This is a genomic window from Streptomyces sp. NBC_01454 (assembly GCF_036227565.1).
GTDB lineage: Bacteria > Actinomycetota > Actinomycetes > Streptomycetales > Streptomycetaceae > Streptomyces.
In genome coordinates, this window is record NZ_CP109460.1 from 7,912,898 (window position 1) to 7,926,992 (window position 14,095).

A 14,095-nucleotide genomic window follows, 5' to 3' on the forward strand; every position below is an offset into this window, starting at 1 on the left:
GTGGACCGAAGGTCCGTTCGCTGTGCCCTGCACCTGAAGCGGGACAACCCGATCGTCGACGACCACCGGGTGCACGGGGTGCGCACCCTGCCGGGTGTCACCTTCCTCGACATCGTCTACCGGCTGCTCGCCGCCCGCGACATCCCCCTGGACCGCGCCGAATTGAGCGACGTGCTGTTCGTCGAGCCGGTGGTCACCACGGACTCGTTCGACCGTGAGCTGACCGTCGACATCACACCCGATGGCGCCGTCTTCCGGGTGACGGCGACCAGCCGCCGGATCCGCGACGGACAGCCCGTCGACGACAGCGTGACCACCCACCTGCGGGCCACCCTGCGCACCGACCTGCCCCCGCTCACCGGAGCCGCCGCACTCCAGCCGTCCGGCATGCCGCGTGACGTCGACGAGGTCTATGCCACCGGCCGGTCGGCCGGCATCGAGCACCGGGCGTTCATGCGCTGCGCGGGAACCCTGCGCGCCACGGCGGACCGGGTGCGTGCCGAGATCGCGCTCGGTGACGAGGCGCGGAGCACGGTGGGGGACTTCCTGCTGCACCCCGCCCTGCTCGACGGCTCGACCATGCAGTCGTACGCGCTCGCCTTCGACGGCGCGGACGCGGACGGGCGCCCCCTCATCCCCCTGCACATCGGTTCCTTCCGCGCCGCCCGCACCCTCGGGGACGCCTGCACCGTCGACCTGCGCATGCACCCGGCCGGAGCCGGGGCCGGGGACGACGTGGTGAAGGCCGACATCGAACTGCGCGACGGATCGGGCGCGTTGGCCGCCCGGTTCACGAACCTGACCTTCAAGCGCGTCCGCTCCGCCGCGGCGATCACCCGGCTCGCCGGTGAGCGGCCGGAGCCGGCCCCGCAGGCCGTGGCCGGAGCCGTCCCCGCGCAGCCGGCCGTCCCCGCGCACTCGTCCGTCCCCGCCCGACCGGAAAGCCCTGCGGAGCCCGTCCGCGCCGACGCCGGACCGGTGGACCTCCGGGCCGAGGTGGTCGAGCTGGTCCGCCGGGCGGTCGCCGACCCCGCACTGGTGGTCGAGGGCGACCGGGGCTTCTACGACCTCGGTCTGGACTCCTCCCACCTCCTCACCCTGGTGCGGCTGTTCGAGGAGCACTGGGACATCGCGCTCTACCCGACCCTGCTGTTCGAGTACCCGACCGTCGACGCGGTCGCCGCTCACCTCGCCGGACTGCTGCCCGCCGAGCGGCCCGCCCGCCCAGCCACCTCCGCCCCTGCGGCGGACACGCCCGCCAGGACCCACTGCCTGACCGGCCTGTGGCAGGCGGCGCCGCACTCCCTCGCACCGGCCGCCGGACCCCTGCTGGTCATCGGCGACCAGCGGGTACGGGCCGACCAGATCACCGTCCGGCGCGGTCCCGCCTTCCGCCGGACCGCCCCCCACTCCTACGAGCTGCGCCCCGCCGAGGCCGGGGATCTGAGGCTGCTCCTCGCCGACCTCGCCGGACAGGGCACGGCCCCGGAAGCGGTCCTGCACGCCGCGGACCAGGACGCCGCCGGCCTCCCCGAGGCCGTACGGTCCGCCTGTGCCGAGGTGCTCGCCCTGGCCCAGGTCCTCGCCGACCGCCCGGTCCCCGTCGTGCACGTGGGCCCGGGCCCCGTCGCCGCCGCCGTGGCCGGACTGGCCCGCACGGTGCGCTTGGAGCAGCCGCGCCTCGCGATCACCGCCGTCGAGTCCGACGGCCCCGCCGACGCGGACGCCCTGCTCGCGGAGTTCACCGACCACGGGGAGTCCTGGGTACGGCACGCCCCCGGCGGCCGCCACGTCCGCCGCTACCGCGACGCCGACCCCGGCCCTGCGGTCCCCCTCCGGCCCGGCGGCGTCTACCTGATCACCGGCGGTGCGGGCGGCATCGGCCGGGAACTCGCCGCCCGGATGACCGCGCGCGGAGCCACGCCCGTCCTCGTGGGACGGACGCCGCGCCCGGCGTCCGAAGGCCCCTACGTCCGCGCCGACATCACGGTGTCCGCCGAGGTCGACGCCCTGATCAGCGGCATTCTCGAACGGCACGGCCGGCTGGACGGCGTCGTGCACGCGGCCGGCGTCCTGCGCGACGGGCTGTTCACCACGAAGTCCGCCACGGACCTCGCGGCGGTCCTCGCGCCCAAGGTGCGCGGAGCCGTACTGCTGGACGAGGCCACCCGCCACCTGGACCTCGACTTCTTCGCGCTGTTCTCCTCGGTGACCGGCGTCGCCGGCAATGCGGGGCAGAGCGACTACGCGGCCGCCAACGCCTTCCTCGACGCCTACGCCCGCGACCGCGGACTGCTCTCCTTCGCCTGGCCGCTGTGGGCCGAGGGCGGTATGCGCACGGACGCCGCCGCCGAAGCCCTGTTCGCCCGGCAGGGCCAGACCCCGCTGCCGACCGCGGCCGGCCTGGACGTGTTCGAGCGGGCCCTCGCCCTGTCGGGCACCGAGCTGGTCGTGCTCCACGGCGACCCGGAGCGGGCCCGCGAAGCCCTGGGCCTCACCCCCGCCGACGCCGCCCCAGCCGGGGCTGTCTCTACCGGCACCGCCGCCGCCCCCCGGCCCGCGGAGACCCATGGCACGCCGGAGACCGAAGACCGGCACATCGCGGTGATCGGCGTCGCCGGCCGCTACCCCATGGCCAAGGACCTCGACCGGTTCTGGAGCAACCTCAGCGCCGGCCGAGACTGCGTCACCGAGATCCCGGCGGACCGCTGGACCTCGGACAAGTTCTACCGGCCCGACCGCGCGGTCGGCCACTCGTACAGCAAGTGGGGCGGATTCCTGGAGGGCATCGACGAGTTCGACCCCGGCTTCTTCCGGATCACCCCGCGCGAGGCCGCGGGGATGGACCCGCAGGAGCGCCTGTTCCTCCAGACCTCCTGGCACGCCCTGGAGTCCGCCGGGCTCACCCGCGCCGACGTGGCCGGCCGCATGGTCGGCGTCTTCGCCGGAGTGATGTTCAACCAGTACCAGATGCTCGGGCTGGGCGCCGAGGACCGGCTGCCCGTACTGCCGACGTCCTTCTCCTCCGCCGTGGCCAACCGCGTCTCTGCCTTCCTCGACCTTCGCGGCCCCAGCCTGGCCCTGGACACCATGTGCTCCTCGTCCCTGACGGCGCTGCACCTCGCCTGCGAGAGCCTGCGGTCCGGGGACAGCGAGCTGGCGCTGGCGGGCGGGGTGAACCTGATCGTCCACCCGTACAAGTACCTGCACCTGAGCCAGGTCGGCTTCGTCTCCTCCGACGGCCGGTGCCGCGCCTTCGGCGCCGACGGCGACGGCTACGTACCCGGCGAGGGCGTCGGGGTCGTCGTGCTCAAGCCGCTCGCCCGCGCCCTGGAGGACGGCGACCGGGTCCTCGCGGTGATCAAGGGCAGCGCCGTCAACCACGGCGGGCGCGCCGGGGGGTTCTTCGTCCCGAACCCCGCGGCGCAGGCCGACGTGGTGCGCCGGGCTCTGGCCAGGGCGGGCGTGGACCCCGCCTCCGTCGGCTATATCGAGGCGCACGGCACGGGCACCTCCCTCGGCGACCCCATCGAGATCACGGCCCTCTCCCAGGCCTACGGCGACGCGCGGAGCCGGCTCGGATCGGTGAAGTCCGGCATTGGACACCTGGAGTCGGCCGCGGGCATCGCCGGACTGACCAAGGTCCTCCTCCAGCTGCGCCACCGCACCCTGGTCCCCTCCCTGCACGCCGACCCGGCCAACACGAGCATCGACTGGGACTCCACGGGCCTGCGCGTCCAGCGCGAGAGCGAGCCGTGGCCCGCCGGAGCTGCGGGCGGCCCGCGCCGCGCCGGCATCAGTGCGTTCGGCGCGGGCGGGTCCAACGCCCATGTCATCGTCGAGGAGTTCCCGCAGCAGACGCCGTCCGCCGAGGGCCCCTCCACCGCCGGACCGCAGGTGGTGCTGCTCTCCGCACGCACCCCGCAGGCGCTGCGCGAGCTCGCCGAGCGGTACGTGGAGCCGACGGCGGGCGACCCGCTCGACGCGGTGGCCGCAGTGGCCGAAGCGGCCGGCCTCGCCGGCGCCGACCCGGAGGCCGAGCTCGACGAACTCGGCCTGGACGTCGCCGACCTGCGCCGGCTCGCGCGGGTCCTCGCCGACCGGTTCCCGGGACGGGCCCCGCACGTCGACGCCCGTTCCACCCTCGCCGCTCTCGCCGAGGCCGTCTCGGCGGGCGCCGGACCGGAGGCCGCGCTGGCCGACATCGCGTACACGACGCAGATCGGCCGGGAAGCCCTGGAGGAGCGGCTCGCCGTGGTCGCCTCCGACACGGCCGGGCTCCGCACCGCCCTCCGCGCCTTCCTGGCCGGCTCGCCGGCGCCGGGCCTCCACCGGGGCACCGTCACCGGGCAGCGCCCCGCTCACGGCCCGCTGGGGGCGGACCCGCTCCCGGCCGACCCGTCCGCGTGGGCGTGCAGTTGGGCGGAGGGCGCCGCACCCGACTGGCGGGCCTTGCACCGCGACCGGCAGCCGCGCAAGGTGGAGCTGCCGCAGTACCCGTTCGCCCGCGTGCGGTGCTGGGTCGACGTACCGGCCGCGCAGCAGGCCGCCCCCGCGAGGGCCGGGGCCGCTGCCGAGCCCCGCGTCGAGCCGCTCCCGCTGGACGTACCCGCCTGGGAGGCCGTCCCGACGCCCACCGCGCCGCCGGCGCCGGACGGTCCGGTCGTGGTGCTCCACGCCCCCGCCCGTGCGGGCCTGGCCCGCGAGCTGGCCGCCCGTCACGAGGACGCCGTCCTCGCCGAACTGGGCACACCGATCCGGGTGACACCCCGACTGGTCTACGTCCTGACCGGGCCCACCGACACCGCCGACACCACCCTGGACGAGGCCGAGCGGGTCGGGCGCGCCGAGGACGCGGGCGTCAAGGCCCTCGCCCCGTACGCCCGGGCCTGGTCCCGTGCGCACACCCTCGACTGGGTGATCGTCACCGCCGGCGCCGCCGCCCCGCCCGGCCGCTCCGTCACCGACCCCTACGCCGCCGGGATCACCGGCTTCGCCCGGGTCATGGAGAACGAGCACCGTGGCTGGTCCGTCGCCTGCGCCGACCTCGACCCCGCCCACCCGTCCGCCGCCCTCCTGGCGCCCGCACCCCGCGGAACGCGCGTCGCGTACACCGGAACCGTCCGCCACGCCCAGGTCCTGCGGCCCGCCCCGGCCGCCGACGGGCCCGTCCCACTGCGCCGCGGCGGCACCTACGTGATCGTCGGAGGCGCCCGGGGCATCGGCCTGGCCATCGCCCGCCGCCTCGTCGAGGACTGGGACGCCCACGTGGTGCTCGTCGGCCGCAGCGAGCTCGCCGACGCCGACCTCGGGGACCGGATCCGCTACGCCCGCGCCGATGCCACCGACCCCGGCCGGCTGGCGGCCGTCCTCGACGGGGCCGGCCCGGTGCACGGCGTCGTCCACGCGGCACTGGTACGGCGCGACCGGCTGGTACGCGACCTCACGGACACGGACCTCGCACAGAGCCTGGCGGCCAAGTCCGGCGTCGCCGCGGCCCTCGTCGACGCCATGCGCGGACGGAACCCGGACTTCCTGGTGTTCTTCTCCTCCGCCCAGTCCTTCCTCGGCGACCCCGGCCTGGCCAACTACGCCGCCGGCTCCACCTTCCTCGACGCCTACGCCCACGCGCTCGACGCCCGCCTGCCCTACCCGGTGCGCGCGGTCGACTGGGGCTTCTGGGGCACCGTCGGGGCAGTGGCCGACGACACCCACCGGGACCGCCTGACCGCGGCCGGCTTCCGGTCCATCACCCCCCGGGCGGGCTTCGCCGCGCTCGTCGAGACGCTCCGGGGGCCGGCGCCCCAGAGCGTCGTCGTGCCCGGCACCGAGGCCCTGCGCGCGCGCATGGCAGCGAACAGGAAAACGGAGAGCACCGACGTGACGCCCACCAGCGGGCGTGCGAACGCCGCCGACCTGCGCGTGGTGGAGGACTTCCACGCGCTCGACCGACAGATGACCCGCATCGCGGGCGGGGCCCTGCTCGCCCTGCTCGACGACCTGGGCACCTGGAACGGACCCGACCCCGACGCGGACGAGGTCATGCGCCGGGTGGGCGTCACCCCCCGGTACGAACGCCTGCTGCGCACCGTGCTCGACGCGCTCGTGGGCGACGGCCTGCTCACGTCATACGCCGGACGCCTGCGCCCGGCCCCCGACGCACTGGCCGCCGCCCGCGTCGGCGGGCACCTCGGACAGCTCGCCGCCCTCGCCGACGCGCACCCCGAGTCCGCCGTCTTCGTACGGCTGCTGGCCCTGTGCCTGGAGCGTTACCCGGAGCTGCTGCGGGGCGAACTCCTCGCCACCGACCTGCTGTTCCCGTCCTCCGGCACCTCGCTCATGGAACGCGTGTACCGCGGCAACCCCATCAGCGACCTCTACAACGACCTGCTCACCCGCCGCCTCGTCGCCCACGTGGAGGAACGCCTCGCAGACCTGCCCGCCGACGCCACCGTCCGTATCCTGGAGGTGGGTTCCGGCACCGGCGGTACCTCCGCAGGACTCCTGCGCGCCCTCGCACCGTACGGCGGCCGGCTCGAGTACTGGTACACCGACCTGTCGGTGACCTTCCTCGCCCACGGCCGGCAGGAGTTCGGCGCCCGGTACCCCTTCCTGCGGTTCAAGCGCCTCGACCTGGACACCGACCCCGTCGGCCAGGGCTTCGACGAGGGCGGCTTCGACCTCGTGGTCGGCGCGAACGTCCTGCACGCCACCTCGGACGTCGGCCGTGCCCTGCGCCACCTGCGAAGGGTCCTGCGTACCGGCGGCGAACTGCTCCTCAACGAGCTGACGACGGTCACCCTGTCCGGCACGCTCACCTACGGGCTGTTCGACGGCTGGTGGGCCCACGGTGACACCAGCCTGCGCCTGCCCGGCTCGCCGCTGCTGGACGTTCCCGGCTGGACCGGAGTGCTCGGCGGGGCCGGGTACGAGGCGGTGACGGCCTCGCCGGACTCCGCCCGGACCACCCGCAACTTCCAGCACGTCCTGGTGGCGAGGGCGGCGGCCGGCGACACCGCACCCGCCGCCCCGCGGGCGAGGGGGACTACGCAGGCCACGGCAACCACACAGGCCACCGGGGCCGCCACGGCCGCCTTCACGGACACGCTGCTCGACCTGACCTCGGACGCCTCCGGCATCCCCGTCGGCGAACTCGACCTCGACCGGCAGATCGGTGACTACGGCTTCGACTCGGTCAGTTACAACCTCCTCGCCAGCCGGCTCAACGAGGCCTTCGACCTGGACGTGACGCCCGCGCTCTTCTACGAGACCCCCACCCTGCGGGCCCTCGCCGACCGTCTCGCGCGCGACCACCGCAAGTCACTGCCCACCGCGACGCCGCCCACCGCGACGCCGCCCACCGCGACGCTGCCCGTCGCGCCGGCCCCGGAGGACCGGCCCGCCACGACCTGGGCCGCGCGCCCCGTCGACCCCAAGGCGGTTGCCGTCATCGGAATGAGCGGACGGATGCCCGCCAGTGCCGACCTCGACGCGTTCTGGGAGCACCTGGTGGAAGGGGACGACCTGGTCACTGACGTCCCCGCCGACCGCTGGGACCGCCACGCCCTCCCGGAGGGCGTGCACGCGAGCCGCGGCGGCTTCATCCACGACGTCGACCGCTTCGACCCCCTCTTTTTCGGCATCTCCCCGCACGAGGCCGAGGGCATGGACCCCCAGCAGCGGCTGGTGCTGGAAGGAGTCTGGACGGCACTCGAGGACGCCGGCCTGGCGCCGGGCAGCCTCGCGGGAGGCGACGTCGGACTGTTCGTCGGCGCGGGATCGAGCGACTACGACGAGATCCGCAGGGCCTCCGGCCTGCCCGTCGACGCGCACGCCGCCACCGCCACCGCGCACTCCATCCTCGTCAACCGGGTCTCCTACCACCTCGACCTGCACGGCCCGAGCGAACCGGTCAACACCGGCTGCTCCAGCTCCCTGGTCGCCATCCACCGGGCCGCCGAGTCCCTCCGCTCGGGCGAGTGCGACATCGCCGTGGCCGGCGGGATCAACCTGGTGCTGTCCCCGCACAACCACGTCCTCCTCAGCAGCACGGGCATGCTGAGCCCGACCGGACGGTGCCGGACCTTCGACGCCCGCGCGGACGGCTTCGTACGCGGCGAGGGCTACGGCTTCGTGGTGCTCGCCCGCGCCGAGCGGGCCCGGGGCCGCCAGGTCCGCGCCTGGCTGCGCGGCAGCGCCGTCAACCACGGGGGCCGGGCCCGGTCCCTGACCGCGCCCAACCCGGCCGCCCAGGCAGCGATGATCGTACGGGCCCACGAGCGCGCCGGAACCGACCTGGCCACCCTGGGCTACCTGGAGACGCACGGCACCGGCACGGAGCTCGGCGACCCGGTGGAGATCAATGGCCTGCGGCTGGCCTTCGACGAACTGCTGAACCGCCGGGGCACGCCCCCGCCGGCCGAGCCGTACTGCGGCATCGGAGCGGTCAAGGCCAACATCGGCCACCTGGAATCCGCTGCCGGCGCCGCCGGAGTGATCAAGGTGCTCCTCGCGATGGAGCACGGCGTGCAGCCGCCGCTGGCCGGACTGCGGGAACAGAACCCGCACCTGCGGTTCGACGGCAGCCCCTTCCAGCTGCTCCGTTCGGCGCGGGACTGGCCGCTGCCGGCCGCCGGGCCGCGTCGCGCGGGCGTCAGCTCCTTCGGCTACGGAGGCGTCAACGCCCACGTCGTCCTGGAGGAGGCGGGAGCCGCGCCCGAGGTGCGGCGGCCGCACGGCCCCTGGGTGTTCCCGCTGTCCGCCCGCACCCCGCAGGCCCTGCGCCGGTACGCGGCCGCACTGCGCGAGGCCGTCGAACGGGCGGACCGGACAGCGGAACTGGCCGACGTGGCCCACACCCTCCAGCACGGCCGCGACGCCATGGCCGAGCGGCTCGCGGTCACCGCCGCCGACCGGTCCACGCTCGTCGCCGCCCTGAAGGCCGCCGCCGACGGCACCGACCACCCGGCGCTGGCCCGGCCCGCCGGCGGGACGGACGCCGACCGCTGGGTGGCCGGGGACGCCGTCGACTGGCCGGCGAGCGGGGTCTCGATCCCGCTGCCCACCTACCCGTTCGAACGCCGCCGGTGCTGGGTCGCCCCGGCAGCAGTGGCCCCGTCGGCAGTGGCCCCGTGGGCAGAGGCCCCGGCCCCGGCCCCGGCGAGCACGGCCCCGGCGAGCACGGAGCCGAGGAGCACGGACCCGGCCCGGGCGGGTTTCTACGCCCCGCGCCGGCGGCCGATCGCCGACGTGGCCCTGCGCGGACCGGTCACCGGCCCGGTCTGGGTGCTCGGCCCCGCCGAGCTGCCGGGGGACGGGGTCCACCGGATCGGCACGGCGCCGCTGGAGTCCCTGCCGACCCCCGTCGCGGTCCACGCCGTGATCGAGGGCGAGCGCGGGGTCCTCGACCTCTTCCGGGTCGTCCAGCACCTCCAGGCGCGCCCCGGAGCGGGCGGCGAACTCGCCCTGACGGTCGTGACCTGCGCCGCGACCGACCCGGGGTCGGCCGCCGCACTGGGCATCGCCCGGTCGGTGCGGAGCGAGTGCGAGCGCTGGCGGGTGGCCACCGTCGACATCGGCCCCGAGGACCCGACGGCGGTCCCCGTGGCCGCCCCCGGCGACTACGCGCTGCACGCCGGACGCTGGTACCGGGAGGTCCTCGAGCCCGTCGACGTCACGGCCGGGGCCGCGTCCGTCCTGCGCGAGGGCGGTACGTACGTGATCGTCGGCGGGACCGGCGACGTCGGTCTGGACATCGCCGAGCAGCTCGTCCGGCGTCACGGCGCCCGCGTCGTCCTCGTCGGGCGCTCCGCGCCGGACGAGGTCCGGGCGGCCCGGATCAAGGCCCTTGACCCCTCGGGCACCCGCGTGGAGGTCCACCGGGCGGACGCCTCGCAACCGGGCGAGATACGCGCCGTGCTCGACCGGGTGGGCGTCGTCCACGGGGTCCTGCATTCGGTGACCGTGCCGAGCGACCGTTCGCTGGCGGCCATGGACGAGGAGTGGTTCCTGCGGGGCATGGCGGCCAAGAGCCGCACCACCGAGGCCCTCGCCGAGGCGTTGGGCGACCGGCGGCCGGACTTCCTGGCGCTGTTCTCCTCGGTGCAGTCCTTCCTCGGCAACCCCGGCCAGGCGGCCTACGCGGCCGGGTGCACCGCCCAGGACGCCATCGGCCGCGCGCTCGCCGCGCGGCTCCCCTACCCCGTCCACGTCGTGAACTGGGGGGCCTGGTCGGGTTCCGCCCTCACCGAGCGCCACCTGGGCCGGCTGGCCGCGGCAGGTGTCCACCCGCTCTCGCCGGAGGCGGGATTCGAAGCGCTGAGCCGGGTGCTCGGCCGACAGGAGGTTCAGGTGGCAGTGGTCTCGGGCACGGACGAGTTCCTCGGCCGGATCGGTGTCGCGGCGGCCGGCGCGGACGTACGGCAGCAGCCCGCGGCCGGGGCCACGTCCGGAGCCGGGTCCTCCTGGCATGCCTCGGCGGCCGACGAGATACTCGCCGTCCTGCGCGAGGTGGCCGGCATCCGGCCCGAGGAACTCGCGCCGGACGACCTGCTCAGCCGGTTCGGCTTCGACTCGATCACGTACACGCGGCTGAGCTCCCGGATGAACGCCCGCTGGGACCTCGACCTGACCCCGGCCACGTTCTTCGGAGTGGCCACCGCCGACGACCTGATCGACAAGATCCTCCGGCACCACGGAGCGGCTCTCGAGGCGCACTTGAGGGGGGAAGCCCTGCCCGTGGCCTCGGCATCCGGCCCGGCCTCGGCACCCGGCCAGGCCACGGCATACGACGAGCACCCGGCAGCCGAACCGGCCCGCGCGCGGTCCGTCGCCGCCGAGGCCTCCCCGGCCGCCTCCGTCCGGGCCGCCGCGCCGGCGCCCGGCACCGGCGAGCCCGTCGGCGTCGCCATCGTCGGCATGGCCGGCATGCTCCCCGGATCGGACGACCTGGACGCGTTCTGGGAGCACCTGACGGCGGGCGACGACCTCGTCGACGAGATCCCGGCCGACCGCTGGGACTGGCGCCGCCTCTTCGGGGAGCCCACGCCCGGCGAGTTCCGCACGACGGCGAAGTGGGGCGGGTTCCTGCCCCGGGTCGACCTGTTCGACCCGCAGTTCTTCGGCATCTCCCCCCACGAGGCCGTCGCGATGGATCCGCAGCACCGGCTCGTACTGGAGGCGTCCTGGAGCGCGATCGAGAACGCCGGCATCCGGCCCTCCGCGCTCGCCGGCACCGACACGGGCGTCTTCATCGGCAGCAGCACCTACGACTACTTCGAGCTCCAGCACGCCCTCGGCGTCCCGCTCGACGGCTACAGCACGGTGGGCAGGGCCCACGCGATCATGTCCAACCGGGTCTCGTACCTGCTGGACCTGCACGGCCCCAGCGAGACCATCGACACCGCCTGCTCCTCCTCGCTCGTCGCCGTCCACCGGGCGGCCGAGGCGATCCGCGGCGGCGACTGCGAGGTCGCGCTGGCGGGCGGAGTGAACGTCATCGCCTCGCCGACGCTGTTCGTGGACATGAGCCAGGCCGACATGCTGAGCCCGGACGGCCGCTGCCGTACCTTCGACGCGCGCGCCAACGGCATCGTCCGTGCCGAGGGTGTGGGCGTGGTGGTGCTCAAGCGGCTCGACGCGGCGATCGCCGACGGCGACGTCATCCACGCCGTCCTGCGGGGCAGCGCCGTCAACCACGGCGGCCGCACCAACTCGCTGACCGCCCCGAACCCGGACGCGCAGGCCGCCTGCATCGTCAAGGCGCACCGGCGCGCCGGTGTGGACCCGCGGACCGTCGGCTACGTCGAGACCCACGGCACCGGCACCGAACTCGGCGACCCCGTCGAGGTCGAGGGCCTCAAGTCGGCTTTCGCGGAGCTGTACGCCGACCACGGCGCGGCCCCCGGGCAGCCCCACGTGGTGCTGGGCGCGGTGAAGACCAACACCGGCCACCTGGAGGCGGCCGCCGGCGTCACGGGCCTGATCAAGACGCTGCTGGCGATGCGCCACGGGTCGATCCCCGGCAACGTCCACCTGGAGAAGCTCAACCCGCACCTGCGTCTCGAGGGCGGCCCGCTGCGCCTGCCGTCCGGGAACGAGCCCTGGAACCGGGTCCGCACGGCCGACGGGGCCGAGGCGCCGCTGCGAGCGGGAGTGAGCTCCTTCGGCCTCGGCGGGGTCAACGCGCACCTGGTGGTGGAGGAGTACCGGGAGACGCCGGTCCTCCCGACGGCGGGGGAGCGGCTGTTCGTCCTGTCGGCGAAGACCCCGGAGCGGCTGCGCGACTACGCGGCGCACCTGGCCCGTTGGGCCGCGGACCACGAGGACGTGGACCCGGCCGCCCTGGCCCACACCCTGAGCACCGGCCGGGAAGCCTTCTCCGAGCGGCTCGCGGTCGTCGCCGACTCGCCGCGTGCGCTGGCGGCCGCCCTGGAGGCGTGGCAGGCCGGCGGACCGGTTCCGGGCGTCTTCGCGGGGGACGGCAAGGACGCCACCACCGCCCTGCTGCTGGACGGCCCCGAGGGCGGCCGGTACCTGCGGGCCGTGGTGGACGCGGGCCGACTGGACAAGGTCTCCCGGCTGTGGGTCGGGGGCGCCCCGATCGACTGGGCGGAGCTGTGGCCGGGAACGGCGCCCCGGCGGGTGCCCGCACCGACCTATCCCTTCGCCCGGGAGAGCTACTGGCTCACGCCCGGAGCCCGCTTCGACGCCCTCCAGGCGGCCGAGGCGGGACTGGTCGCCGACACCGGGGCCGAGGCGGATGCGGACACCCCGGCCACGGCCGGGCCGCGGACACCCGCCGCCGTGGAGCCTGCCGTCCCCGTGGAGACGCCCGCCGCCGCGCAGCCGTCCGAGGCCGGGGCGCCGGCCGGAGACGACGCCGAGGGCGCCGTCCGTACGCACGTGCGCGGGCTCCTCGCGGCCCACCTGGGCATGCGGCCCGAACGCCTGCCCCTGGACCGGGCGTTGTCGGACGCGGGAGTGGACTCGCTGGGCCTGCGCCGACTGAGCCGCCGCCTCGGCGCGGACTACCGGGTGGAGGTGCCGACCCGGATGTTCGGGGTGGCCCAGACGGTACGGGCGCTGGCCCGGGCCGTGTTCGAGGCGTACGGGCCACTGCCCGCGCCCCAGGAGCAGGAGCAGAAGCAGAAGCAGGACCAGGACCAGGAGCCCGATCCGGCTCCCGCCGTCGCACCGGTGGACCAGGTGGCCGCTCTGCTGGCCGGGCTGCGCGACGGAACCGTCCGCGTGGACGACGCGCTGGCCGTACTCGAGGGAGGGGCGGGCCGATGAGCACCGACCTGCGTGAACTGCTGGCGGCGATCGCCTCCGGCAAGCTGTCCGGCGAAGTGGCCGAGCTGCTGGTACGGGGCCTGGTCGACGCGACTGCTCCGGCCGCCGCACCCGCCCCGGCCGCGCCCGCGGCCGCCGCCCCGGAGGCGCCCACCGGGCCCTACCCACTCAGCCGCGGGCAGGCCGCACTGTGGGCCCTGCACGCCGACGATCCGCAGACCGTCTCCTACAACCTGCCGCTGGGCCTGTGGCTCGGGCAGGACGTACAGGAGGACCGGCTCGTCGAGGCGCTGGCCGCGATGGTGCGCAGGCACCCGGAACTGGGGATCTCCGTACGCTTGGACGCCTCGGGGCCCGTCCAGGAGGTCACCGGCCGCGCCCCGGAGGTGACCCGCCTGGACCTCGGCCACGTGACCGACGGGGAGTTCGCCGCCCGCGTGCGCAACCTGGTTCGCCGCCCGTTCGACCTGGAGCAGGACCCGCTGTACCGGATGTGGCTCGTCGCCGCCCCCGGCGGCGCCACCCTGCTGCTCCTGGTCTTCCACCACCTGATCACCGACGGGGTCTCCAGCCATCTGCTGCTGCGCGACATCGTCGCCTGCCACGACGCGCTCGCCCAGGGCCGTGAGCTGCCGCCGGTCGAACCCGCCGCGTCCTACGCCGAGTTCGTGGAGTGGCAGCGGACCATGCTCGCCGCCCCGGAGACGGAGGAACACCGGCGCTGGTGGCTCGATCGGCTGACCGGTGCCTCCACGGCGCCGGTCCTGGACGCGCTCGCCGACCGCCGGCGCACCGGATCCGG

General features: G+C 75.5%; 2 protein-coding genes (1 of these 2 only partly in view). Both read left to right on the forward strand.

All coding sequences use genetic code 11. The features are described 5' to 3' along the window. A complete protein-coding gene (locus tag OIU81_RS34840) occupies positions 1-13,293 on the forward strand; it encodes an SDR family NAD(P)-dependent oxidoreductase (RefSeq protein ID WP_329154263.1) in 13,293 nt (4,430 codons plus the stop codon). Then, positions 13,290-14,095: the 5' end (the start) of a non-ribosomal peptide synthetase gene (locus tag OIU81_RS34845; RefSeq protein ID WP_329154264.1), read on the forward strand. The gene runs 3,877 nt beyond the window's last position; 806 of the gene's 4,683 nt are visible here — the first part of the coding sequence; the start codon lies at positions 13,290-13,292; the stop codon falls past the right edge of the window. The genes OIU81_RS34840 and OIU81_RS34845 overlap by 4 nt, the downstream gene beginning before the upstream one ends.